25 protein-coding genes and 1 pseudogene are annotated in these 23,200 nt (G+C 59.1%); 15 read left to right on the top strand and 11 right to left on the bottom strand.

The window, feature by feature from the left end; all coding sequences use genetic code 11:
* The first annotated feature begins 207 nt into the window (after positions 1-207).
* From ACZ899_RS01670 to ACZ899_RS01650, 5 genes and pseudogenes are all read left to right on the top strand, one after another.
* On the top strand, positions 208-1,551 hold the full coding sequence (locus tag ACZ899_RS01670; RefSeq protein ID WP_234560508.1) for a hypothetical protein: 1,344 nt from the start codon (positions 208-210) through the stop codon (positions 1,549-1,551).
* Between the two features lie 155 nt (positions 1,552-1,706).
* Complete coding sequence (locus ACZ899_RS01665) at positions 1,707-2,495, top strand: hypothetical protein (RefSeq protein ID WP_234560509.1); 789 nt, start codon at positions 1,707-1,709, stop codon at positions 2,493-2,495.
* A 482-nt stretch (positions 2,496-2,977) separates the two neighbouring features.
* Positions 2,978-3,223, top strand: a complete 246-nt coding sequence (locus ACZ899_RS01660) for a hypothetical protein (RefSeq protein WP_011534689.1) — start codon at positions 2,978-2,980, stop codon at positions 3,221-3,223.
* A gap of 148 nt (positions 3,224-3,371) precedes the next feature.
* On the top strand, positions 3,372-3,641 hold the full coding sequence (locus ACZ899_RS01655; RefSeq protein WP_186660501.1) for a DUF3077 domain-containing protein: 270 nt from the start codon (positions 3,372-3,374) through the stop codon (positions 3,639-3,641).
* 173 nt (positions 3,642-3,814) lie between these two features.
* A pseudogene (locus ACZ899_RS01650) lies at positions 3,815-4,255 on the top strand (GNAT family N-acetyltransferase); the annotation flags it as partial.
* Positions 4,256-4,688: 433 nt separating this feature from the next.
* Here the strand turns inward: ACZ899_RS01650 and ACZ899_RS01645 are convergent.
* The 4 genes from ACZ899_RS01645 to ACZ899_RS01630 all read right to left on the bottom strand — a co-directional run bounded on the left by ACZ899_RS01645 (position 4,689) and on the right by ACZ899_RS01630 (position 8,914).
* Positions 4,689-5,093, bottom strand: a complete 405-nt coding sequence (locus ACZ899_RS01645; RefSeq protein WP_234560510.1) for a DUF7878 domain-containing protein — start codon at positions 5,091-5,093, stop codon at positions 4,689-4,691.
* Positions 5,094-5,119: 26 nt separating this feature from the next.
* Complete coding sequence (locus ACZ899_RS01640) at positions 5,120-6,283, bottom strand: AAA family ATPase (protein ID WP_011534694.1); 1,164 nt, start codon at positions 6,281-6,283, stop codon at positions 5,120-5,122.
* An 82-nt stretch (positions 6,284-6,365) separates the two neighbouring features.
* The gene (locus tag ACZ899_RS01635; protein WP_234560511.1) at positions 6,366-7,682 is read right to left on the bottom strand and encodes an APC family permease; all 1,317 of its coding nucleotides are present in this window, start codon (positions 7,680-7,682) and stop codon (positions 6,366-6,368) included.
* A gap of 419 nt (positions 7,683-8,101) precedes the next feature.
* Positions 8,102-8,914, bottom strand: a complete 813-nt coding sequence (locus tag ACZ899_RS01630) for a LuxR C-terminal-related transcriptional regulator (RefSeq protein ID WP_234560512.1) — start codon at positions 8,912-8,914, stop codon at positions 8,102-8,104.
* Positions 8,915-9,037: 123 nt separating this feature from the next.
* On the opposite strand from ACZ899_RS01630, the gene ACZ899_RS01625 reads away from it, so the two are divergent.
* From ACZ899_RS01625 to ACZ899_RS01615, 3 genes are all read left to right on the top strand, one after another.
* Complete coding sequence (locus tag ACZ899_RS01625) at positions 9,038-9,853, top strand: carbon-nitrogen hydrolase family protein (protein ID WP_234560513.1); 816 nt, start codon at positions 9,038-9,040, stop codon at positions 9,851-9,853.
* Positions 9,854-9,977: 124 nt separating this feature from the next.
* Positions 9,978-10,637, top strand: coding sequence for a hypothetical protein (locus ACZ899_RS01620; RefSeq protein WP_234560514.1), 660 nt, complete (start codon positions 9,978-9,980; stop codon positions 10,635-10,637).
* Positions 10,627-11,013, top strand: coding sequence for a hypothetical protein (locus ACZ899_RS01615; RefSeq protein WP_234560515.1), 387 nt, complete (start codon positions 10,627-10,629; stop codon positions 11,011-11,013). Before ACZ899_RS01620 ends, ACZ899_RS01615 begins: the two co-directional genes overlap by 11 nt.
* Positions 11,014-11,026: 13 nt before the next feature.
* Here the strand turns inward: ACZ899_RS01615 and ACZ899_RS01610 are convergent, their stop codons facing one another.
* The 3 genes from ACZ899_RS01610 to ACZ899_RS01600 all read right to left on the bottom strand — a co-directional run bounded on the left by ACZ899_RS01610 (position 11,027) and on the right by ACZ899_RS01600 (position 13,850).
* Complete coding sequence (locus tag ACZ899_RS01610; protein ID WP_234560516.1) at positions 11,027-11,569, bottom strand: hypothetical protein; 543 nt, start codon at positions 11,567-11,569, stop codon at positions 11,027-11,029.
* Between the two features lie 118 nt (positions 11,570-11,687).
* Positions 11,688-12,560, bottom strand: coding sequence for a contractile injection system protein, VgrG/Pvc8 family (locus ACZ899_RS01605; protein WP_234560517.1), 873 nt, complete (start codon positions 12,558-12,560; stop codon positions 11,688-11,690).
* Between the two features lie 186 nt (positions 12,561-12,746).
* Complete coding sequence (locus ACZ899_RS01600; RefSeq protein WP_234560518.1) at positions 12,747-13,850, bottom strand: polyamine ABC transporter substrate-binding protein; 1,104 nt, start codon at positions 13,848-13,850, stop codon at positions 12,747-12,749.
* Between the two features lie 138 nt (positions 13,851-13,988).
* On the opposite strand from ACZ899_RS01600, the gene ACZ899_RS01595 reads away from it, so the two are divergent.
* Complete coding sequence (locus ACZ899_RS01595; RefSeq protein WP_234560519.1) at positions 13,989-14,780, top strand: helix-turn-helix transcriptional regulator; 792 nt, start codon at positions 13,989-13,991, stop codon at positions 14,778-14,780.
* 2 nt (positions 14,781-14,782) lie between these two features.
* Here the strand turns inward: ACZ899_RS01595 and ACZ899_RS01590 are convergent, their stop codons facing one another.
* Together ACZ899_RS01590 and ACZ899_RS01585 are read right to left on the bottom strand one after the other, a co-directional pair.
* Complete coding sequence (locus ACZ899_RS01590; RefSeq protein WP_234560520.1) at positions 14,783-15,238, bottom strand: hypothetical protein; 456 nt, start codon at positions 15,236-15,238, stop codon at positions 14,783-14,785.
* 298 nt (positions 15,239-15,536) lie between these two features.
* Positions 15,537-15,851: a DUF2834 domain-containing protein gene (locus ACZ899_RS01585; protein ID WP_203651871.1), complete on the bottom strand. Its 315-nt coding sequence runs from the start codon at positions 15,849-15,851 to the stop codon at positions 15,537-15,539.
* A 231-nt stretch (positions 15,852-16,082) separates the two neighbouring features.
* On the opposite strand from ACZ899_RS01585, the gene ACZ899_RS01580 reads away from it, so the two are divergent.
* The 4 genes from ACZ899_RS01580 to ACZ899_RS01565 all read left to right on the top strand — a co-directional run bounded on the left by ACZ899_RS01580 (position 16,083) and on the right by ACZ899_RS01565 (position 19,437).
* Positions 16,083-16,901, top strand: coding sequence for a helix-turn-helix domain-containing protein (locus tag ACZ899_RS01580; RefSeq protein WP_234560551.1), 819 nt, complete (start codon positions 16,083-16,085; stop codon positions 16,899-16,901).
* A 361-nt stretch (positions 16,902-17,262) separates the two neighbouring features.
* A complete protein-coding gene (locus tag ACZ899_RS01575) occupies positions 17,263-18,303 on the top strand; it encodes a hypothetical protein (RefSeq protein WP_234560521.1) in 1,041 nt (346 codons plus the stop codon).
* Positions 18,304-18,436: 133 nt separating this feature from the next.
* Entirely contained in the window at positions 18,437-18,868 is a 432-nt protein-coding gene (locus ACZ899_RS01570; RefSeq protein WP_234560522.1) for a hypothetical protein, read from the top strand.
* Positions 18,853-19,437 carry a hypothetical protein gene (locus tag ACZ899_RS01565; RefSeq protein WP_234560523.1) on the top strand — a complete coding sequence of 195 codons (585 nt, stop codon included), beginning with the start codon at positions 18,853-18,855 and terminating at the stop codon, positions 19,435-19,437. The genes ACZ899_RS01570 and ACZ899_RS01565 overlap by 16 nt, the downstream gene beginning before the upstream one ends.
* A 246-nt stretch (positions 19,438-19,683) precedes the next feature.
* Here ACZ899_RS01565 and ACZ899_RS01560 read toward each other — a convergent pair whose 3' ends face one another.
* Complete coding sequence (locus tag ACZ899_RS01560; protein WP_234560524.1) at positions 19,684-21,036, bottom strand: spinster family MFS transporter; 1,353 nt, start codon at positions 21,034-21,036, stop codon at positions 19,684-19,686.
* Positions 21,037-21,356: 320 nt separating this feature from the next.
* On the opposite strand from ACZ899_RS01560, the gene ACZ899_RS01555 reads away from it, so the two are divergent.
* Both ACZ899_RS01555 and ACZ899_RS01550 read left to right on the top strand, forming a co-directional pair.
* A complete protein-coding gene (locus tag ACZ899_RS01555) occupies positions 21,357-21,551 on the top strand; it encodes a hypothetical protein (protein WP_186733912.1) in 195 nt (64 codons plus the stop codon).
* A complete protein-coding gene (locus tag ACZ899_RS01550; protein WP_234560525.1) occupies positions 21,548-21,880 on the top strand; it encodes a low molecular weight protein tyrosine phosphatase family protein in 333 nt (110 codons plus the stop codon). Before ACZ899_RS01555 ends, ACZ899_RS01550 begins: the two co-directional genes overlap by 4 nt.
* Before the next feature lie 7 nt (positions 21,881-21,887).
* On the opposite strand, the gene ACZ899_RS01545 is transcribed toward ACZ899_RS01550, so the two are convergent.
* A complete protein-coding gene (locus ACZ899_RS01545) occupies positions 21,888-23,111 on the bottom strand; it encodes an amidohydrolase family protein (RefSeq protein WP_234560526.1) in 1,224 nt (407 codons plus the stop codon).
* Between the last annotated feature and the right edge of the window lie 89 nt (positions 23,112-23,200).

Genomic DNA, 23,200 nt, shown 5'->3' with positions numbered 1-23,200 from the left:
GAATCAAGACGATAAAGACTCATAGCAGTACGCCTCTCCACTACGCGCACCGCCAGAGAATTCGGTTGCACACCAAACAAGCCGTGGTATTATCATCGCTGGCGAGCTGTATGGACGGACAATTTTACAATTGAGCCGACAGATTCTAGATAGCTAGAGCAAGGAGGTTCGACTCCTCCCTCGCCAACCCTTTAGAAGGCCTATCACGTGTCCAATCAAATTGAGCTAGGCTGGAAAGTTTTCAGCAGTCTTTCCCTCCAAGGGGCAGAGAAGACAAAGCAAAACAGTCCAATATTTAACATCAGAGGCTCGAAAACCTTTATACGTATGCTTGGAGGCAACCCTCGCACTACCTATGCACCTACAACACTTGAACCTACGAATAATTTTTATTACGCCCTCCAAACCACCAAACAGGCACTAGATATTGAAGGAAAAAAACTCACCCTTCAAATCCCCTTCAAAGAGCCAAACAGGAACCTTCAAGTCATATTCGGACTAAGGAGATATTTATCCTGCGTATGCCTCTCAATAAAAATACAACCTTTCGAGGTAGAGGACCTTGCTAATATCCATCGCATGCAAGACCTCCACACTCACAGAGAACTATACAAAATCGCCTCCAAGATTTTAGCAATAACCATTTCCGGAAACACAAAACAAAAACAACTTACCAACCCACCAAAAATATTCCCCATCACCAAAATAATAAGCCAGAACAATAAAGCACAAGCAACCGAACACCAACTAGTAGAGCTAGTAACACGCCACACAATTGAAAGAAACGAGATAATCACCGCAAACATCAAAAAGAACGCCCTCCACCAAATTGACAAAACATTGATACTACTGGATCGACAAGGCATAGTTTCGTACATCCCCTACAACTGCAGCGAACCCCAAATACGTGGAAACTTCCAGAGACTTAAAAATGCTTCCTCGCTCATGGAGTTCGCCTACGGAATCAAGAGAGATCTAATCAGTAACTCTCTGCCAGCACATAACATTAAAAATATTACTGAGAACGCCAAGTACTTTCTTCCCGACAGCATTTCAGCTCAGAGAATGTGGGAGTTATTGGTGACAGAGCACTCCTTGAAGGATGAGCTCAATCTCAAACTAACGCCCATGCACGAAAGCAACCCCAACCTTCAAAGTGACGAACCCGAAACTTTCAAGAACGTAACGTACCAGTACATATCAAGCGACCAATACAACATTTACGGACAAGCTGCAGCAGTTGGCCCAAGCTCAACAGCCTTGCGCAACACACTCCACCAAACACCAACAAATACGCCAACTTATCTTAACATGAGGGACTTAGCCCTCGACCTCAAGATACTCGCTAAAGCTATGGAGGTTCAAGCCACACAACCTCAACATCTTGTGGCAATATCCAAAATTTTATCTGCAGAGCAAGCAGCCATAAGCAATGACGAAACCCTCACACTGCTCAACCTAAAGCTTGCTGGAGAATGGCCACTGGAAATCGCAAGTAAAACGAACAGGAATACTGCCTCCAGGGCAATTCTGATTGCACTTTACTCTTAGTGAGTTGCGCCAACTAAAACATCAGGATCTTGCTTATGCCTAGAATCATCCCTGACGCAAACTGGTATAAGATCAGAAGCCTTCAAACCCAATCCCTCTCATCATGCTCTTATGCAAACGCCCATAAATGCCCGAGGTATTTTGCGAGCATACACATGCTTGGCACTGCCAATATCACAACAAAAATTAATGAGGAAAAAATAGCTTACCTAGACTCTTTTTGGGCGAGCACCGGATTACTACCTATCATAGATGAAGATTGCACCGGAATATCCACCTCCAACGGAAAGTTGGCCAGCCTCTCGAACTTCTGCCCCGAAGTTACCTTTACCTATTTCGGTTATTACGCAAGCTACATGACAAAATATGCCGACGAGATAGATCGAGAAATCGGATGCGCAATTGCTGAGCGGGAGAAGATACCCAACGACTGGAGATTCATTTGGGCTACAGTTACCCCATGCCACTTCACTGACTGCAAGCTCTACAGCCAGACAAAAGAGTTCAACACCCAAAAAACCGCAACAGAACCCACATCAATAAATAAGATTTATCACATCTCAAACAACCAAACCATAATCAAGGAGAGCCATATGGGCGATCAATATAATATAACAGGGCAAACAGGAGCAATCGGACCAAACTCCAAAGCTGAAAATAACACCTTCAACCAAATACTGCAACAGTCCGCCGCTAGCCTTGACCTACCAGTTCTCGCAACTGAACTTTCTAGCCTCAGAGAAGCCATGCGCACCAAAGCTACCGATCTTGAGCATGATCAAGCGTTGGTCAGCGTAGGAGCAGCAGAAAAATCAGCACGTCAGAATGACGGAGGTGGAGCCCTCAAGCATCTTAAATCTGCCGGCGAATGGGCATTTGACGTGGCAACAAAGATTGGCACCACCGTTGCAGCTAAAGCTATTCAGACAGCTATTGACTTATAACTCGCAGTTTCCACAAAAAACTTAGGAATACGCGAAGTCCTGACCTATGCTTGCCATAATGACAAGCATAGATCAAAGACACACTTAACAGAGTAATTATCTTAAGCAAGGACTACCGCGAACCACTTTTGACTATACAGTCTCTGATCGAGCGGCCATATCGCTTCCACCGACACAAACGTTTTCCCACTATCAGATTTTGCCTCTATCTTGTAGTCCATTTCCCAAAGATACTACTACTGCCTTTTTTCCGTTGCGATCGCTCTGCTATCACTCTAGTCTCGGCAAGTCGCTGCATATCAGCGATCGGCTTTGACAGGCCGCGACGCGACACCTGCACTGCTTGCCCTCTATGGCGGCTGTGCATGGGGCACGCTTGCGTGCGCCGGTTCTAGTGTCCGCCGGTCTGTCAACCTATGCATAGCTGCCACCTACCTGTTTGACAGCAGTCCGGTAGCGGCCCCATCAAAGGGCACAAAACCATGCTGAAGATAGTCCCCGATCCACCCCACAACCACCACTCCCTCGAAGACACCATCATCCAGGCCACGGAGTACGCCCTGTGCGCGCAGACCGTGGCGCATCAGGCTGTTCTGCTGCATCCCAAGTCGCCCGTGTCGATTCTGGTCATGGCCGCGATGCATGAAATGGAGGCGCTGCGGGTGCTGCTCGAGTCGGCGTTGATTCAAGTGCAGATGCCGCAGGTGGAGCCTCGGACGTTGCATTAAGGCGTTAGCCATAGGTTGCCTGGGCTGGCCTCATCGCCGGCAAGCCGGCTCCCACAGGGGATCGGCGTGGCTGCGCGGCAGATGCTGTGTAGCTGATTGCTGGACTACCTGCTTGCCCAGGCACCGATCATTTCAGGGAGATTGAGCCATGAGCACAGACGACACCACGCCCCACACCACGGTGGGCAAGACCAAGTTCTACCAGGGTGAAGGGCATACCGACCCGCTGTTCTGCATCGAGCCCGGCATCCCTTGCCAGCACGCACGGGAACAGGCTTCGGAGTTGATGGGCTGCGTGTGCGACCTGACCATCACCGGGATCATGGAGGACAAGCCTCAGCTGATCTGGGCGTCGTATTACCTGAGCGCGCTGGCCAAGGCGCTGATGGATGATGCGGAGTTGGGGATGAAGCACTGACCTCTAGGTACATGCGGGCTCTGTAGGAGCGGCCTTGTGCCGCGAAAGGGGTGCGTAGCAGCCCCGGCAATGGTGCATGATGCGCAGATCTGGGGCCGCTTTGCGGCCCTTTCGCGGCACAAGGCCGCTCCTACAGGGGATTGCGATACGCCTTGGAGCAGAGGGAGACGTCCATGGAATGTCATGTCCGCCGCGCTCAGCGCGAAGACGCAGAAGCCATCAGCCGCATCGTGATCGCGGCATTGCGTGAATCCAACTCGCAGGATTACCCGGCAGAGGTGATCGCCCAGGTCGAGCAGAGCTTTTCACCTGCGGCGGTCAGTGCATTGCTCGATAGCCGAATGGTATTCGTAGCAGTCAACCAAAACGAATTGCTGGGGACGGCAAGCCTGGATGGCGAGGTTGTCAGGACAGTATTCGTCGCTCCAATCCATCATCGGACAGGTGTCGGCAAACGGTTGATGGAGGCCGTTCATGCTGCGGCGATCAGGGCAGATGTCACGGCACTGCGCGTTCCTTCATCCATCACCGCCCAAGGGTTCTACGCGCGGTTGGGGTATCGGAAGCTTCGTGATGAATTCCATGGCGTGGAGCGCACCATTGTCATGGAAAAGTCCACGCTGACCATGACGGAGGCGGCCCTCGCGATTAACGTTTCTTGCGAGCATCTGGCAAAGCTGCTGGATGAGGGAGCAATCCCCCATTCCAGCGCTGAAGGTGAACGGGCTATCACGTTCTCCGAGCTGATTGCCTACAAGGACAAGCGAGACGAAGCCAGTCGTGGAGCGATGGATGAATTGGCAACCCAAGCCCAAAACCTGAAAATGGGTTATGAGTGAGTCCGTTCACATGCGCTCGGCCTAACCTTGCAGGGTGTTCATTCGAGCGTCGCAGTGTTTGGCACCGGCATTGCCGGTGATCGCGGGGCAAGCCCGCTCCCACGCTGCATTGCATTCTTCGCAACACATCAGAAACCGGGGGCCGCTTTGCGGCCTTTTCGCGACACAAGGCCGCTCCTACAGGTTGCGCGTAGGCTTGAATGGGTTGTCAGGGCAAAACGGCCTGCAGACGCTGGTCGATTGCCTGCCTCAACTCATGAACATACCGCTCGAAACATTCGATAGCCTGCTCCAGCGTCACTTCGGGACCATGCTCGCACACCGCCCAACAGGTCCATAGTGAGAAGACCGATCTGGCGCGGCAGTAGCGCAGCGCGAGGATCGGTTCCTCTTCTTCGTCCATCGAGGCGTAGTAAAAATCCTGAGCCCCACAGATGGCCACGGACGCCAGCCATTGCGTCACCACGTTCGCCAATTCGAGCAGCAGACAATACTCGACCTGCAAGAACACCTGCCCCTTCACTTCGATGTGCAGACGGCCTTCGGTAAAGGCTGCCGCGTTGTAACCCGACATGTCGTCCGGCAATGTGAGCAATTCAAAGTCGATCTTCATCGGTGTTCGCCTGCCCTGAACGTCTATCAGCGCTTGCCCAGCATCGCCTGGCGCTCCCGCCAGATCTCCTGCACGAACGGATCGGTCACGCCATACAGGCCATGCCCCCGGCGAATGATCAGGTTCGCCGCCAGCAACTCATTGGCCACCGGCTGGATTTCTTCCACCCGCACTTCACGCCCCACGAACGTCGAATACTCGCCCGCCGCCTCGCTGGAAAACACGCCCCGCGTCTCGCCATCCACGGAGGCGATCCGGGCGAAAATGGCCTGGGCCAGCACGCCCAGTTCCTCGACCTTCATCAGCTCCAGGTCGGCCGCCGCCGAGCGCAGCGTGGCCGCGATCACCGGCAGCACCACATCCGCCCCGGAACCGAGGCTGGGCGAGTGAATCAACTGACGCAGGGCACGGATGAACTCTTCAGGCCGGCTGCCCAGTGTCTTGAACGCCTCGGTCGCCACCTCCAGCGAGGGCAGGTTGTCGAGGCCATCTGCGGCGAGCCGCTGGAGCCAGAACGCGACATAGCCCTCGTCCAGCACCGGATAAGCCACGTTGGTGGCGCCGGCAAACGCCTGGTTACGCCGGGCGGTCAGCTCGTTGACCATGGCCCGGTGCGAGCCGGTGCCAATGAACAGGAAATGCCCAGGCGTCGCGGGCCTTGGGTTGATGGCGTCACGTGCGGCCTTCAGGGCCAGCATCATCTGCTGCCCGTCTTCTGTGGTGATGGCATGCTGCACTTCGTCGACGATCAGCACGACAGTCGCCTTGGCCTGGTCCACCGCTTCGGTCAGCGCTTCGGCGAGTGTCACGCCGCCTGCTTCACCCAGGGTATCGAGGTTGAAACCGAACTTGAAACCGGCCAACTCCACCTCGGCGCCACGCACGCGCCTGAGACGCTGCATGAACGACGAGGTCGGTGTCTGCAGTTCGAGCAGGGCTTTGCGCACGGCAGCCAGCACCAGCTTCACCGGGCTTGTCTGGGTGTCGCTCCACAGGTCGACGTAGATCACCAGTGCGCCCTGTGCCTCCAGGGCCGGGATCAGATCGTTCTTGAGGAAGGTGGTCTTGCCCGTCCGGCGCAGGCCGGACAGGAACAACCCGGAACGCAGGCCGATATCCAGTGCAGAGGGCTTGAGCAGTTGCCTGGCCATATCGGCCGCCAGTTCCGGGCGCAGGAAAATGTCAGCCATGGGTTTATCCTGAATTATGAGATCCCAATAATTATTGGCCTGGAATAATTCCGTGTAAAGCCGCAGTGGCATACGCATCACCTCAAGACTCAACCTCCATAAGCCCCGGCGTGGGCTTGCTGAACCCCGCCGTCAGCCACATCAGGTACAACCCACCACACACCAGCCAAGCCACCCCGGCCAGTATCACCACCGTGCTCAACAGCGACAGCAGATACAGGTTCACCCCAATCGCCAGCAGCGGAAACACCACGAACCCCACCCCACTCAACCGCTGCCTGCGCCGCTCGCGCAGGTAGTACGCAATCACGCAGACATTCACCGCCGCAAATGCCAGGAACGCGCCGAAGTTGATCAGCGAAGCGGCCGAGCTCACATCCGCGCCGATCCCGATCAACCCCAGCCCGGCGATCAGCAGCAGGTTGAACACCGGCGTGCGCGCCCTGCCCTGCAGCTTGGCGAAATAGCGCGGCGGCAACACGCCTTCGCGGCCCATGAAATACAGCAAGCGGCTGGCACTGACCTGCACCGCCAGGCACGAGGCGAAGCCGGCGACGATGCCGCCGAGGTTGACGAAGTCGGCGAAGAACTGCCCGCCCACCTCGATCGACAGCGCATAGGTCGCGGTCTCTGGGTCGGCGAACTGGCCACCGGGGTGGCTCAGTTGCATCAGGTAAGCCACCGCCGTGAACAGCAACCCGCCCACACTGATCACCAGCAGCACCGCCCGGGGGATATCGCGCTTGGGCTGCTCGGCCTCCTCGGCCAGGGTGGTCACGGCGTCGAAACCGAGGAACGAATAGGCGGCGATGGCGGCGGCGGCGGTGAGGCCGGTCAAGGTGCTGTGCTCGTTCCAAACGGGGTGGGTGAAGCCGACCTGGGGCTGGCCGGCCACATAGCGCAGGCAGTAGCCAATGAACAACAGCACCAGGGCCACGCTCAGGACCGTAAGCACTTTGTTCAGGCGGTCGGTCAGGGTCATGCCGCTGACGGTCACCGCCGTGGTCAGGCCGATGTTGATCAGCAGCCAGCCCCAGGTGGGCACCTGCGGGAACTGGGCGTTGAGGAACACCGACTGCAACAGCCAGGCGACCATGGGCATGAACAGGTAGGCCAGCAGCACCGCCCAGCCGACCACGAAGCCGCAACCGGGGCCGAGCAGGCGCTTGGCGTAGTAGTAGGCCGAGCCGGACACCGGGAACAGGCGCGACAGCTTGGCGTAGCTCAGGGCCGACAGCAGCATGGCGCCAGTGGCCAGCAGGAAGGCGCTGGGGGCGATGCCGTCGCTGCGTTCGGAGATCACGCCGAAGATCACCATGGCCAGGCTCGGGCACATGTAGGCCAGGCCGAAGACGGTCAGGGAGGTCAGGGAGAGTTTTGCGGGGGTGGCGTCAGGCATGGGTGGCCTCCTGGCGCGCAGGGGCGATGCCACGGGCCGGGCCGTGAGCGAAATGAGCCATGGGTCATCCTCTTGTGATTGTTCTAGGAAATTGCCAAGCCGGTCTGCAGCACGCTAAGCAGGTGCAGCAGGTGCAGGAAATACAGCGTGGGAGCGGGCTTGCCCCGCGATGCAGGCAATGTGGTGGATGGCACCGGCCTTGCCGGTGATCGCGGGGCAAGCCCGCTCCCACGCTACGACCGCGAAATCCACTCCCACGCTGCAACCGCGAAGTCCGCTCCCACGCTGCGACCACGAAGTCCGCTCTCACGCGGCTTCCAGGTGGTCACGCGCAAGGAAGCTGCCAGCCCAGTATGCGGATCCCCGTGGGGATTCCTATAACGTCGAAGGATTAACCTGGGGGTAATGGCGCGGGGGAATCACGGCGCCGGTTGCAGGCTGGCGAGGTCTTCGCCGGCCAGGAACAGCAGCGAGAACAACTCGCTCTGGGAGTTCACGTCCAGCTTGCGGTACACGTTGCGTCGATGGACCTTCACCGTCTCGGCCGACAGCTTGAGCTTGATGGCCGTCTCCTTGTTCGAATGCCCCGACAGGATCAGCCGCACCACGTCCAGCTCCCGCGCCGTCAGCACCGACTCCAACTGCCGGCGTGCCTCGTCGCGCCCCTGGGCCAGGCCCAGCGCGGGCTTGGCCGGTGCGCGCTCGGGCAGTTGCTCGAAGTGCAGGCGCTGGCGCAGCAGGCCGATCAGCCAGGGGCGTACCAGCTCCAGCTGGGCGATGGTCTGGGCGTCGAAACGCGAGCGCCCGCCCAGTGACAGGCACAGCGTGCGCCCATCGCCCAGGGCCAGGTTGAACTGCACCTCGTCGGCGACCACGTTGTGGGTGAAGTACAGACGGTAGTAGTCGGTCTGCTGGAACTGCTCCGGGGCCACGTCGGCCAGGCGCACCAGGCCGGTCAGCGGCCGCTCGCGGCTGCTGATGTAGAACGGGTCGAGCAGGTACAGGCCGTTGGCGTACACGCTCACCAGCGGGTCGATGCCCTCGCGCTCATAGGGGCTCTGGTCGAAGATCAACGGTTTGTCGTGGCTGAACAGCAGCGCTACCCAGGTGTCGACCTCGACGAAGTCACCGAGCAGCGTGGCCAGGGTGCGCCAGAAGCTCGGCCGGTCGAGGTGCTCGATGCATTGGCCCACACCCTGGTGCCACGAAAGATCCTGCAGGCTCAAGCTCATGCCCTACCCCCGGGTTAACCCGTCGAAGTGATTGTTTTGCCAGTGATTGTTTTCATACTTGCACCACCCTTCGCAAATGTCACTCGCCCGCGGAAGGGTCGGGCCCAGCGAGACGGATTGCCCATGAAGATCGAAGTGGTACAGACGACAACCCGCGACGGCGACACCGCCCACAACCTGCGCGGCATCCTCGAGGCCCTGGCCCAGTGCGCGCCGGACACCGATATCCTGCTGTTCCCCGAGTCGCACCTGACCGGTTTTCTCACTGAGGACGACGTCGGCATGCTGTCCGAAGCCATCGACGGCGATGCCGTGCAGGCAGTGGTCGCGGCGGCGCGCCAGCGCAATATCGCGGTGGTGCTGGGGCTGTACGAGAACGACGGCGGCACGTTCTACAACACCACCCTGTTCATCGCCCCTGAAGGCATCCTGCTCACCTACCGCAAGACCCACTTGTGGTTGCCGGAGCACGGTATCGTGGTACCGGGCGATCGCTTCGCCACCGTCGAATGGCGCGGCGTGCGCCTGGGCCTGTTGATCTGCTACGACAGCGAATTCCCCGAGACAGCGCGAGCACTGAAGGCCTTGGGCGCGCAGTTGCTGCTGATCACCGATGGCCTGGCCGAACCGGAGGATCATGTGCACCGGGTGTCGGTGATGGCCCGGGCGATGGAGAACCAGGTGTTCGCCGTGGTCGCCAACCGCGTGGGCGACGGGCCGGATGGCTGCGTGTTCGTGGGGGCGAGCCTGGCGGTGGACCCGTATGGCCGCACGCTGTTCGAGGCCGGGCGCGGCGAGTCGCGGCATAGCGTGACCCTGGACCTGTCGCTGATCGGCAAGGCCCGCGCCTTCCATGACTACAGCACCAATCAGCGCATTCAGTTGCCGGGTGAGCGGATCGAGCACGCCAGTGGCGTTTGGGAGCTGGTTATCGATTAAAGGAGAACACTCCCGCAACCGACAGGAGTGGTCCATTCAACGAGGCCCGAACCCGGCGCTCGTTCCCTGGCGCAACAACCGAAGCGCGATGCACAATGCCCGCGCTCATAACCAAGGAAGCCGAATGGATACCTCCCTGCTGGATGATTGGCGCGCCTTGGTCGAAGGCCGCAGCGATATCGATAAATCCCAGTTCATCGCGCTGTTCAAGGAACATGGCCAGCCCCACGAGGTGGCCACCATCCTCGAAGGCTTCAAGCACGCCTCCGAACTGGCCAGGCGCACGTTGGAAGTGCTGGCTGCCGGCACGCTTCCCCACCTGTACCTGCTCCCCACGCAACGAGGCACGCCAGAACAACTGGCAGCCGCTACCCGGCGATGGTTGGATGTGCAGGCCGACTTTTTCGAGCGGACGGGCGATTCAGAGCTGATGACCCTGACCCGCAATGCGCGGGTGATCTGCAAGCCCATGACCGACCTCAAGGCTATCGACAACTTCGATATACCGGGCACCTGGGCCAGCGAAGCATTGGGGGATGCGGTTCGCGAAGCCGCCGACTGCCATACCGCTGCCGACTACGCATTGTTCGAGGCCTGGTACGGCATCGCGGCGGACTATGGGCTGGCTTGGTACATCGCCGCCCCGCTCATTGCACTGGACATCGACTTTACCGCCTACTTCGAGCTATGGCGGCTGGGTGGAGCCATTCTGCACCTGGGGAAAGAATGCTGGGTCGCCCAGCGCTTCGAAGCGTCGACCGAGGGTAACGTCATTGAGCCTTGATCTGTTCCTGGAAGCTGACGCAGCACTTGACGCAGCGGCACTGGCAAACGCCCTGCAAGCAGCCGGCGCGATTGAAGTCACGCGTACAAGCGACAGCCTGGAAGCCTACTTCGCGTCATGGCTGACGCTGACCGCCGACCTTATCATCACCGACCACACCCTCTATGCAGAGGACACCAAACAGCTCGACTTCAGTGTCGCCACGCGCGCCAGCATCAGGATCAAAGGGCCTGGGCCGCAGGAACATTCACCCATGGCGGACCTGGACAAGATTGCCAATGCCATTGCGCGGACAGGCTCACGCTTCGTGATCAGCTTTCAATTCGAGCGAACCCTGTACTGGCAGGACGCAGAAGGATTGCATCAGGACATATAACCGGCCCCATGCATCAACTGCCTTTCAATGCCTCCCCCGTCACCACATCAAAACGGTAGATGGTGTCGTAAAAATCCACGACCTCCACATGATCAGGCGCCAGCTGAAAGCGCCCGGTGAAGATGTCGGCACCCATGCCCTTCCAGATAACGTCGCCCTCAAGAGACAAACCTGTGATTTCCAGCTCGCCGTGCGAAATCAGTGCACGCTGCCGCGCTGCCCAATAGAGACCGAAACACGTCGCCAGATCCACCTTGCGTGACCAAAGCAGGTCATGGGGAGCGGTCAGCGACACGCAGGCAATCCGGTTGCCAACGGCCAATAGCAGCTTGTCGTCGATCACCAGCGCCGACTGTGCATGTACTCCTGTCCCGCCCCCGCCGGCACCGACCACCAGCAGGCCGGCGTCGTCCAGCATTACGCCATGAACCGAAGACACGCCATCGTCGCCCAGGATGATTTCCCGGGCATAACACCGGATATTGTCTGTGGAGTCGAACGTGTAGGTGGGCTCGTCAACGACGGTAATCACGCCATATCGAGAGTCGATGTTCATCGGTGCGCACCACCGGGGGGTAGGGAATCGTCAGGCATGGGTTTATTCGCAATTATGGGATGCCAATAATTATCGGCCTGGAATAATTTCGGATAAAGCTGCCGTGGCCGGAATGAGGCTATCGGCAACACAGGCACCCACTGACCCGCGGCTGGTCAGGATCGTTTCCGAGAAACGAGACCATCACCTCCATCCCCGTTCGCGGAGGCGTGACGGCACAACACCAATCGGAAGCCACCGACAGCCAGCAACAGCTCTTGTCGTCGAACCTGTCCTCAGGATCCCAGGGAAACTTGACCTTAATCCGGGCAAGGCGCCGATCACACCGGCTCTCGACATCCTCCACAGCGATGACCACGGCGGTCTGGTTCCCCGCCACCCGTGGTTTGGCATGAACCAGGGGCGGACGATAAAGCACGCCCCACGGCAGCACCGCCTGACCATCGACAAACACCAGCACATGCCCCTGGGCACTGTGCTGGAAGTGAAAACGGATGCCCTCCTCTTCACACAAGCGCTGGACGAAGTGCAGATCCGTTTCGCCATACTGGGTGCAGTAATCGCGCTCGGGGTAGCTCGCACTCAGCTCGAAGCGGTAAGCGTCCCCCACGATCCCATGTTCCTCCAGGATCAAGGCGACGATCCTGGGCACCGAGAACTGTTGAAAGATCCGCTGGTTGATGCGATGGCGCAGGTAGGACAAATGCGGCACCAGGGTCAACCTGTAGCGCGCCGAACACGGGGCCTGCCCCATCGGCGCGATGTGGTAGATCCGCCCATGGATGCCATTGCCGTTCCTGTCGAAGCTGAAGAACGCCTCGAGGTCGAGGAAGCGTTCAAGGTCCAGGTCGGGCCAATCGCTGGCCAGTTCCACGTTGAAAAAGAAAGGCCTGTTGGCCACCGCTTCCCCGGTGTAGCCGAGCACCTGGAAATCGTGCTCCACACCTTCGATCGTCAAGTTCAAGTGTGTCTTCTGGGCTGGGCTGAACATCCGCTGTTCTCCTCCGGCACAAGATGAAATCAGATACGCAGACCATCGCCCGCCTCGGCTGAGCAGCCGGATACCGCGAGACGACGGTGTTCGCTGGTGCTTGAAGCAATCGGCCGCAGGCAACCTTGGTCAACGCGCTGTCCGGTACTCCCTTGCACCGGGCAGCTGGCGCCTCGTCAATTCAGGTCAAACGCCACTCTTGACCTTGGTCCAGACCCGCGTGCGGATCCGCTCCAGTTTCAACGGCAATGGCTCAAGCGGAATCAACGTGGCAACCGTCTTCTTGTCGGGATAGATCCACGGATTGTCCCGCAGCGCCTGTTCGACGAACTGGGTGGCGTCCTTGTTGGCGTTGGGGTACAGGGTGTGGTTCGAGGTCTTGGCGATCACTTCCGGGCGCATCATGTAGTTGATGAACGCCATGCCTGCCTTGGGATGGGGCGCATCCTTGAGCAGCACCAGGTTTTCCGACCACACCAGCGCGCCTTCGCGCGGCAGGCTGTAGCCGATCCGCCGACCGGTGTTGTTCTTCTCGTTGAGGGCCTGGGCGGCCAGGGCGCCGTTGGCCCAGCCGACCACCGCGCAGATATTGCCGTCGGCCATGTCGGTGTCGATGCGCGACGAGTCGAAATACAGCACGTACGGGCGGATCTTCATCAGCAGGTCTTGCGCCTTCTGGTAGTCCGCCGGGTTGCTGCTGTTGCTGGGCAGGCCCAGGTAGTTCAGGGCAATCGAGATGATCTCGCTGGGCGAGTCAAGCATCGCCACGCCGCAGGATTTGAGCTTGCTGATGTTCTCTTCCTTGAAGATCAGGTCCCAGCTGTCCACCGGCGCCTGGTCGCCCAACGCCGCCTTGACCTTGTCGACGTCGTAGCCGATGCCGGTGGTGCCCCACAGGTAGGGCACGGCGTAGCGGTTGCCAGGGTCGTTGACCGCCAGCTGGGCGAGGATATCGGGGTCGATGTGCGACAGGTTGCCCAGTTGCGCGCGGTCCAGCGGCTGCAGCACGCCCGCCGCGATCAGGCTGGGCAGCACGTTGGAGGTTGCGACCACCACGTCATACCCGGTGCGCCCGGCCATGACCTTGCTCTGCATGATGTCGGCGCTATCGAACGCGTCCATGTGCACGCGGGTGCCGGTTTCCTTTTCGAATGCCTTCGGCGTCTCCGGCGCGAGCAGCCCGAACCAGTTGTACAGGTGCATCCCGGGCTCGGCGGCCAGCACCGAGGTGCTGATCCCCGCGCAGAGCAGCGAGGCCGAAAAAAGGGTTCGCAAACGTGACCTTGTCATGCAACATCCTTATCGAATCGATGTATCTTCACGGCCATCCTAGGCCCAGTGAGCGACTATACCGGGCAGGACCGGATAGTAAATACCTCGGAATACTTACCTCTGACCCGCGAATGCCTAACCCAAAAGGGGTAGATAATGCCGTTCGACCTGCAAAGCCTGGCCTGGCACCGATCGATCGGCAAGCTGATCATGCAGCTGGACCGTCCGGCGTTCTGGAGTTCGCTGGTTAGGGTGTTGAACGAGTACGTGCAGATCGACAACTGGGTGGTGCTGATCTTCGCCAACCAGCAAGTGGAAGTGGTGAGCTTGCCCGAGGTGGCGGATGCCGAAGAGGTCAACGCGTTCATCCATCGTTATGTGAAGGGGCTCTACCTGCTGGACCCGTTCTACATCGCCAATCGGGAAAACCCGCAGAGCGGGTTCTTCCACCTGCTGGATATCGCGCCGGAGTACTTTCTCGAAACCGAGTACTACCACCAGTACTTCGCGCACTACATCTCGGCCGATGAAGCACAATACAACGTTCAGCTCGACGCCGACCGCACGCTGTGCATCTCCATTGGCAGCAAGGCGCGCTTCAGCCAGGAGCAGATCACCATCCTCGACCTCATCAAGCCCTGGGTGACGGCCTTGATGCACCAGCGCATGGCCTTTGAAGTGGACGTCGAGAAGGACCTTGCCGAGGCACCGCCCTGGCAGGAAACACTGAGCCAGCTGGGCGCGCAGATCACCACCCGTGAAAGCGATGTGCTCAGGCTGCTGCTGAGCGGTTTCTCCAACAAAGAGATTGCCGGGAAACTTTCACTCTCGGCGGAAACGGTGAAAGTGCACCGCCGGAATATTTACGCCAAGTTGAATATCAAGTCGCAATCGGAATTGTTTGCTCGGTTTTTTGTGCCGAAGCCGGATGTTTTCTGTTCAAGCTGAATTCAGGCTTCTTGACGGACGCTGATCCCTGACCATCCGGTGCTTTGCAGCAACAACAAGGCAAACACCGCACAGCCCGACAAAGGCCATCCCAGAAACACCATGAACCACGGCGACCCTGGAAACCAGCACATGATCGCCAGGTTTGCTACGACCCCGCAGCCCAGCCCCGCCCAGGCCGAGCCGATCCATTCCGGCGCCCGGGTGCTGCGCAGGAAATGCCGGTACAGCTTTAGCCCTGTGTTCACGCCAATAAGGCCTATGAGCAACACAATGACCAAGCCAATGCGATTCAGTTGATAGTCCCAAGGGTCATCAAACCCGTTATAGATCATCCCCGGGAGCAAGAACACGGCGAATGTGGTGCAGTATCCCGTTACCAAAAACACGGGCAGCACCACGACCAACCCCAATAGCCGAATGGCCAGTTTTCTGAGTACTGAAGGGGTATCGCTCATATCGACTGTCCTTGTCATTCGAGAACCAACGGCCCGCAGCCTCGTGGCTGGGCGGCGCACGCTAGCACAGCCGGCCTTCGGGCACGAGTGCTAGCAGGGCCGCCTTGCGGCCCATCGCCGGCAAGCCGGTTCCCACAGGTACAGCGCAATCCTCAGGAGCAGCACGGTCCTGTGGGAGCTGGCTTGCCAGCGATGGGTTGCGCAGCAGCCCCAATTGCGCTTGCTGAACCCTGCGCCGAACACCGCCCATCGATGACCAGCACCGCCACGCAGCAGGCATAGACCGCGAGAGCGCCGCTCATGCCCCGCGCCTCTGCGCAAAGCCCCTGACCACGATGTACAGCAACGGCCCCAGGGAGACAAACACCGCCGTCAGCAGCAGATAGGGCAAGACACCAAGCAACGATCCGCCTCGCTGGCGCTGGTCGCTTACCATCCACACACAGCCCAGCCCGGCCATCACATACAGGTCGATAACGACCTGGGCCGTATCGGGTCGGGACATCAGGTCAAGGCCAAAGGCGATGAGCGACTGATCCGCAATCATCAGGGTCCAGCCGGTGTACAGGGTAAACAGCAGCAACACTGGTAGCGCGATCCATTCAGCTTTCATTGTCCGACTCCTTGGCAGGGACCTGTAGGAGCGGGCTTGCCCCGCGATGCAGGCGCCGCGGAGCCTGGCACCCGCTACGCGGGTGATCGCGGGACCAGCCCGCTCCCCCGCAGCCCCAGTAAAATCTAAGAGTTGTGCTTTGTTCGATGAACGCGATCTTGCTTTCACGGTAGTGATAGAGTCGTCCCCGCCTCAATGACCTCGCAGGTCATGGACAGCCAGAGTCGCAGCATGAGCCCTTCTCCCTTTCATTCCACGCAAACACCTGCCATCACCGATGCAGGAGAGCACCTGCGCCGACTGCGCCGCCAGGCCGGCCTCAGCCAACTCGACCTGGCGCTGTTGGCAGGCCTGTCGCATCGCCACCTGAGCTGCGTGGAAACTGGCCGCGCCAAGGCCAGCCCAAGCACGCTGCACGCCCTGCTCAGCGCACTGGAAGTGCCGCTCGACCACTGCAACGATGTGTTCCTTGCGGCAGGCTACGCACCGCGCTACGCAGCCTCGGCACCCGACGCCCCGGCCATGAAGATGGTGCACGACGCGCTGGAGTACATCCTGCAGGCCAACAACCCCGCGCCAGCCATCGTCATCGCCAGCAACTGGGACATCACCGCAGCCAATGCCAGTGCCGGGCTGCTGTTCACGATGGCCGGTGTACCAACGAACAGCACCTCGGGCCTCAACCTGCTGGACACACTGCTACGCCCGGGCGGACTGGGGGATCATCTGGTCAATGCCGACGAGATACGGGCAATCGCCTGGCAGCGGGCGGCCAGGGAGGCGGTGGGCAATCCTGACCTGACGCGGTGGCTGCAAGGCTTGCCCACCCCGCCCGCGTTGCCGCCGGACGCACCGTTGTCACCGATGGTGCTGACCCGCGTGCGCACCGGTGAGGGCGAGCTGCACTTTCTGTCCACTTTCACAACCTTCGGCATGCCCTTGGATATTACAGTGGCTTCGCTGCGCATCGAGCATTTGGTTCCCGCCAATCATGAAACGTGGCAGACCATGAGGACTGCATATGAAACGTGGCTTGCGAATATTGGATAGACGCTATCGCCGAACGCGCTGACACCGCACTTCCCGGTGCTAACTGCGATCGGCATCAACGCAACTACGACCACATTCCCGGTGAAGCTCGTTCGTCACATAGCGAATAAAGACACAGGCAGATAGCCCACCTAACCAAAACACGAGGCCGACGGATATCGACGCCAAATCCAAAGTAAACCCTCACGCAAACCTCATCGCTATAAGCAACACATCAAGCATTCCAAAAAAATTGAAACACAAAGTGGGCACTACTTAAAACAACCTACACTACAAACAAGCACAAACCTCCCACCACCGGCAATACTTTCGCTCTACTTGAAACTCTTCCCATACATCTTCACTTGGCGAGTAATTTACCATGAAGGTCGCATGCTTCTCAGCAGCAAGTCTGTTGCTTATCAGCACCGGCGGTTATTGCGCCGACCCTTTGATTGCTGCCATCCCAACGAGCGTACAACCTACGATAGCGTATGGCGAGTTCAAGGTTGCTACCTTGGTGCTGCAGCTTGATGTCCCTCAAGAGCTTGCCGCAGAAATTGCAGATGACGGTATCAAGTGGGAAACCAATGATTCGGTGTTCGGATCAATAGAGGCCATCGACACTCGCGGACGCGTCAACGCATACCCAATAAAAATGAGTGGGGAAAGCCCCAGCATCAGGTTGCGCTTCACGCTGACTCCACAAAAAAGCCACTCACTCAACAACAATATAAAAGTCACCTACCAGAGCAAAGGGAGCACGCACGCGCTTGACATACCGGTCAGAATATCCGGGGCGTGTATAAACGCGGATTATGAAACACAGCAGTGTGACCCGCAGATGTGGACATGCCAAATCGACCGTAACAAATACCCTGTATTGCGTATCGAACGCCCAGCGACAGACAATCAAAGCCTGGAGGCTGTCTGGGCCCATGACGCCGCTCACAGGCAGGCCACCGCAACATACAAGATTCCATTCCTCCAGTTCGTCGCGGCAACCGGCATAGGCAACATCGACCCACCACCCTCCTGCGAAATGGATCCCTTCCTATTCACCAAGACACCGCATACTGAACGAGGGGCGAGTTTTTTATGGCAACAGAATCCAAATGCACGGACACCCCAGCTGACCAGCACAACCACGGTTAACGGCGTTGAGATCAGTAAAATTGTTCTTGATCTTCCCGACATGATCACCGGATATTCCTCTGTCAACGGGGGAACTGCGGAATATCGATTTGACCCGAAAGACGCCCCGACGCTCACCATCTCCCAGCAGAACGTCATTGAATTCCAGGGCCTCGTCGAGTGCATACTTGCAGATGGCAGTTTATCGGTGATACGAAACCGAGCGCCCGATGCAGACTCCCCTAACGCAAAACAGCCTAAAATGCATCTGATTATAGAAAAGCCATAGGCAATCTAAAATGAAACAACACACTCTATGCATAGTGGCAGCAGCGAGTACCCTCATACTCTCGTGCGCACCCGTGAGATTTCTACCCAGCACACAAGAATATCGCTGCTCGGCACCCTTCACCGATCCCACGATGACAAACGAATTTCAGGCTGGTTTCACCGGGCGCCGAGACTATAAAAACGGCACATCACAGTTTACCCATCAGTACACGCTGGACTCGGCCGACGATTACGTGCGGATTTGCATTCACGACAGAGCCGGCATAAGCCCGGGCTCGGGGTACACCCTGACGTTGAAAAACGTAGACAAGGATTATCAACCGATCAACGCCAATAAAAGCTGGACATTGGTAGTCGCAAACGGTGGCCAGACCCTGATCAGGGACCAGTGTTTCGAAGGACGTACAAGCGGCGGGGAGTTTGATCTCGCCAATCCGTCCATCATTAATGGTTACTGGGTGATCAGCAAAACAGACCGTGCCATAGCTGCCGACTTGCAGATTTACAGTAAAAACGACGTGGTCGCCGATACGGCCTTGGAGCCGCCATGCCAGCCTTACTGAACACCCATAAAAAATTGTCACGCGCTTGCTTCTGCATCCTGATGATGCTGGTGATCACCTCATGCGGAAACGCAAATCCGACAGTCACGGCACTTACCCTATTGTATGAATGCCAAGGCCCATTGGCCGACCCTAATAACACCCGGGAATTCTCCGTCGCGCTGAGTGGGAAAATGGACTACGTCGCCGTGGACGGCAGTAGCCAGACGCAATCATTTTCGTTCAACACCCCAAAAGACTTCATGGAGATTTGTATACACGACCGCGCCAGTGTGGACCCTGGAAGGTCCTACGACCTGTTGCTGATCCATGTAGACAGCAACGGAGACCTAGCCGGCAACAAGAGCAAATGGCCTCTGCATGTCATCAACAACACCGACAATCTGCTCAAGACCTTTTGCTTCAGAATTCAACCTGACAACGGTGAGCTCTCAATACTACCTGGCACTCCAGTTGCTGGAAGCTGGCGTATATTGCATACAGATCGAGAGATAACTGCAAACTATCGAACGTCAATAAGATCGAAGACCGAAAGCAAAAGCAGTTCTCCCGCAAACTGTGGCCCTTGAAAACAAGCACTACCGGCGACGGATGCATCGTTCGCATCACCCGTAACCCAACGGTCGGGTTGGCTTCGACACTCAGAGCACTAGCCAAGTCCAGAACTGGCATACACAACGCGATGCGGATGCCCCGCTCGATGGCACCGACTTGTCGGTGATCGCTCTCTCGACCACCCTGAAGCCGGTCCACCGGCGAACACCGGCACAAGAAAGTTCTTCTGCACAGATCGGGTACCACCGAGGTTCTCTCGCTCAGGCCCTTGCGGCTTGATTCGCCGTCGCCGATGCATCGATCACCATACCCTCGCGCATCCGTTGCGCATCCCGGCTGAAACACCGCGAGGCCGCCAGCAGGAACACCATGGTCAGCAACAGGGCCACAGGGATCAGGTACATCGCATCATGCAGCCCCTGGGCCTTGAACGCCTCGCTCATCGCCACCTCGCCCGCCGCCGCCATGGCCGCTCCGGCAAAGTGGTCCGACAGCCCACCGACCACCACTGGCCCCAGGCCGCCACCCAGCAGGTAGAGCCCGGCGAAGAACAGCGCCATGGCCGTGGCCCGCAGGCGCGGCTGCACCACATCCTGGATGGCGGTGTACACGCAGGTGTAGAAGTTGTACGAGAACAACCAGCCGATCCCGAACACCGCCACAAACACGCCCAACTCGATGCGCCCGGCATGCAGCGCCCAGGCGGTGCACAAGGTAGCGCCCAACATGCTCAGCGCGGCGAACACCAGACGGCCGTTAGCAAAACGCTGGTGCACCTTGTCGGCCACCCAGCCGCCAAGGGTCAGCCCCACCAGGCCGCTCAGGCCGACGATCATCCCGGTGGCCACCGCGGCGTCGTGCAGCGCCAGCGCAAAGTAGCGCTGCAACATCGGCACCATGAACGAATTGCAGGCATACGAGGCGAAGTTGAAGGTCAGCCCCGCCAGCACCAGCCAGGCGAAGGTAGGCACGCTCAGCACCCGACGCAGGGGGCGGTCCAGTGGTGCCTGGGCGGTGGCCACCGTCTCCGCGGCGCCGCGCGCGGGCTCGCGGATCATGAAGATGAACAGCGCCAGCAGCACACCGGGCACGGCGGCGATGAAGAACGGCGCGCGCCAGCTGTCGAAGGCCTGGGCCATCGCACCGATGGTGAAGAACGCCAGCAGCAGGCCCAGCGGCAAGCCGAGCATGAAGATGCCCATCGCCCGCGCCCGCCGTCCGGCGGGGAACAGGTCGCCGATCAGCGAGTTGGCGGCCGGCGCGTAGCTGGCCTCGCCGATGCCAACGCCCATGCGCACCAGCAAAAAGCTCCAGAAACTGCCGACCATGCCGTTGACCGCCGTCAGCCCGCTCCACGCCAGCAGGCCCCAGCCCATGAGTCGACTGCGCGAGCCGGTGTCGGCGATGCGCGCCAGCGGCAGGCCGGCGATGGCATAGACCAGGGTGAAGGCGGTGCCGATGATGCCGATCTGGAAGTCGCTCAGGTGCCACTCCAGGCGGATCGGCTCGATGACGATGGCGGGGATGGTGCGGTCGAAGAAGTTGAACAGGTTGGCCAGGAACAGCAGGAACAGAATGCACCAGGCGTTGGACGCTTGGATGGCGGTGGGCATAGTCGGGTCCCTCGTTATTGTTGTTCGGGGTTCCAGCACGCCCTGCGCAAACTAGAGGGAGATGGCAAAGCACGTCTGCCAACATTGATCGCGTTGATAGCGGACGATAGCCAAACCTTTCACTGCGGCCATGACGTGCGCTTCTGTCTCCTTTCACCACTTTCGGCCTGCCGCCTGATATCACGGTGGCTTTGCTGCGGATAAACACGATTGGCACTTGGGATTTGGCACTATCTGGCCACCCTCCCGATTAACGTGTAACCTTCTCCCCACTCGTATTGCCGTGGCTGCTGAACCCGGTTATCCACGAGGAATCTCCCATGAAAAGATCTCGCGCCTGGCGACGCTCCCAGGCCCGCAAACATGCTCACCATCCTGCGGTGTGCCCACAGGTGTTCAAGCCAGAAAAGAACTGGAAGCTGCTCTACACCCGCGCCTCGAAGCTGGCAAGGGCGCGCCAGCTCGGCTTCAGCTACCCCATCCGCAGCACTCGCCAACTATTGGACCAAGCGTGACCAATCTCCTGTTCGTCTGCAGCCGCAACCAGTGGCGCAGCCCCACCGCCGAGATGATCTGGCGCCGTCGCCCGGGCTTTGCCGCCCGGTCGGCGGGCACCAGCCCGAATGCACGCAAGCCTGTCAGCCCGGCGGACATTCGCTGGGCCGACGTCATCTTGGTGATGGAGCGCAAACACCAGCAACGCTTGCTAGCTCAGTTCGCACGCTTGCTTGAACACAAACGGCTGCATGTGCTCGACATTCCCGACGACTTCCAATACATGGAACCTGAGCTTGTGCTCATCCTGGAAGCAGCAGTGGCAGCGCATCTGGCGCAGGAACCGTAGCAACCGCTCAGAACACCACCGACCGGCGATGCTCGGCCGTCGCCACCACCCGCCCACGCTTGAGCACCGCCAATCGCGCCGGCAGGTCGAGGATCACATCGCTGACGCGCAGGGTATCCAGCAACACCAGATCCGCATCCTTGCCCACGGCCAGGCCATGGTCGCGCAAGCCCAAGGCCCTGGCCGGGTTGGTCGTGAGCATCGACAGCACTGTGGCCTGGTCATCCGCCCCCCCGAGGTGGCAGGCAGGGATGGCCAGTTGCGCGATGTTCAGCAGGTCGCCCGTGCCATAAGGGGTGAAGGCGTTGCGGATATTGTTGGTGGCCAGGCAGACATTCACCCCACCATCGCGCAAGGCTCGCACCGGTGTCAGGGTACGGCGCACGTTGTGGCTGTCGCCACGGGCGCCCAGGTGCAGGTCGGTGGCCGGCAGGCACATCACACTGATACCGGCCTCGCGCAGCAGCGCGACGATACGTGCCTGCCGCTCGGGCTCGACGGCCGCGAGGCTGGTGAGGTGGCCGACGCACACCCGCCCCTGGTAACCCTCGGCGATGGTCCGGCGGGCCACGTATTCGATGGTCATCTGCTCGGCGTCATCGGCGAAATCCTGATGCAGGTCGATGTCCTTGTCGTAGCGCCTGGCCAGGTCGAAAACGAAACCAATGTGCTCGTGGGGCGATACGTCGTTGTAGGGAATGCCGCCGACCACATCGGCGCCCTTCTCCATCGCCTCGACCATCATCGCTTTCATGCCGGGCACCTTGAGGATGCCTTCCTGGGGAAAGGCGACCACCTGGATATCGATGACATCGCGGAATGTTTCCCGTAGCTCCAGCACCACATCCAGGCCCGTGAAACCCTGGGCGGGGTCGAACTCGGCGTGGGCACGGACATGGGTGGTGCCGGCCTGCACCAGCGCGCGCAACACCTGCGTCGAGCGCTCGCGGATGTCTTCGCGGGTGAGCGTGGGCTTGAGCTCGGCGGTGACGGCGATCGCTTCCTTCAAGGTGCCGGAGCGGTTGGCCTTGCGTTGCATGACATTAGCTTTTTCCAGGTGCAGGTGGCCTTCGACGAAGCCTGGGATCAGGACATTGCCATTGCCTTGGATTTCCTGGGTTGCCGTTGCGGTGATCGTCGGGGCGATTTCAGTGATCTTGCCGTTGTGCACGGCCACATCCATCAAGGGTTTTGCATCGTCGATGCGGACATTTCTGATGATCAGGTCCATGCCGTCGCTTCTCGTAATCAGTCATTACGGTCGACACCCTGTACTCGCGATGTTGGACAACGCGGTGGATGGCACCGGCCTTGCCGGTG

Source organism: Pseudomonas sp. TE31087 (assembly GCF_057284075.1).
The sequence above is the reverse complement of the archived record's forward strand: the minus strand, read 5'-3'. Positions and strand labels throughout refer to the sequence as shown.

Coding starts and splice junctions, on each gene's coding strand:
- ACZ899_RS01665 (WP_234560509.1), top strand. CDS start 1,707: ATGCTTGGCACTGCCAATATCACAACAAAAATTAATGAGGAAAAAATA.
- ACZ899_RS01660 (WP_011534689.1), top strand. CDS start 2,978: ATGCTGAAGATAGTCCCCGATCCACCCCACAACCACCACTCCCTCGAA.
- ACZ899_RS01655 (WP_186660501.1), top strand. CDS start 3,372: ATGAGCACAGACGACACCACGCCCCACACCACGGTGGGCAAGACCAAG.
- ACZ899_RS01645 (WP_234560510.1), bottom strand. CDS start 5,093: ATGAAGATCGACTTTGAATTGCTCACATTGCCGGACGACATGTCGGGT.
- ACZ899_RS01640 (WP_011534694.1), bottom strand. CDS start 6,283: ATGGCTGACATTTTCCTGCGCCCGGAACTGGCGGCCGATATGGCCAGG.
- ACZ899_RS01635 (WP_234560511.1), bottom strand. CDS start 7,682: ATGCCTGACGCCACCCCCGCAAAACTCTCCCTGACCTCCCTGACCGTC.
- ACZ899_RS01630 (WP_234560512.1), bottom strand. CDS start 8,914: ATGAGCTTGAGCCTGCAGGATCTTTCGTGGCACCAGGGTGTGGGCCAA.
- ACZ899_RS01625 (WP_234560513.1), top strand. CDS start 9,038: ATGAAGATCGAAGTGGTACAGACGACAACCCGCGACGGCGACACCGCC.
- ACZ899_RS01620 (WP_234560514.1), top strand. CDS start 9,978: ATGGATACCTCCCTGCTGGATGATTGGCGCGCCTTGGTCGAAGGCCGC.
- ACZ899_RS01610 (WP_234560516.1), bottom strand. CDS start 11,569: ATGAACATCGACTCTCGATATGGCGTGATTACCGTCGTTGACGAGCCC.
- ACZ899_RS01605 (WP_234560517.1), bottom strand. CDS start 12,560: ATGTTCAGCCCAGCCCAGAAGACACACTTGAACTTGACGATCGAAGGT.
- ACZ899_RS01600 (WP_234560518.1), bottom strand. CDS start 13,850: ATGACAAGGTCACGTTTGCGAACCCTTTTTTCGGCCTCGCTGCTCTGC.
- ACZ899_RS01595 (WP_234560519.1), top strand. CDS start 13,989: ATGCCGTTCGACCTGCAAAGCCTGGCCTGGCACCGATCGATCGGCAAG.
- ACZ899_RS01590 (WP_234560520.1), bottom strand. CDS start 15,238: ATGAGCGATACCCCTTCAGTACTCAGAAAACTGGCCATTCGGCTATTG.
- ACZ899_RS01585 (WP_203651871.1), bottom strand. CDS start 15,851: ATGAAAGCTGAATGGATCGCGCTACCAGTGTTGCTGCTGTTTACCCTG.
- ACZ899_RS01580 (WP_234560551.1), top strand. CDS start 16,083: ATGAGCCCTTCTCCCTTTCATTCCACGCAAACACCTGCCATCACCGAT.
- ACZ899_RS01575 (WP_234560521.1), top strand. CDS start 17,263: ATGAAGGTCGCATGCTTCTCAGCAGCAAGTCTGTTGCTTATCAGCACC.
- ACZ899_RS01570 (WP_234560522.1), top strand. CDS start 18,437: ATGACAAACGAATTTCAGGCTGGTTTCACCGGGCGCCGAGACTATAAA.
- ACZ899_RS01565 (WP_234560523.1), top strand. CDS start 18,853: ATGCCAGCCTTACTGAACACCCATAAAAAATTGTCACGCGCTTGCTTC.
- ACZ899_RS01560 (WP_234560524.1), bottom strand. CDS start 21,036: ATGCCCACCGCCATCCAAGCGTCCAACGCCTGGTGCATTCTGTTCCTG.
- ACZ899_RS01555 (WP_186733912.1), top strand. CDS start 21,357: ATGAAAAGATCTCGCGCCTGGCGACGCTCCCAGGCCCGCAAACATGCT.
- ACZ899_RS01545 (WP_234560526.1), bottom strand. CDS start 23,111: ATGGACCTGATCATCAGAAATGTCCGCATCGACGATGCAAAACCCTTG.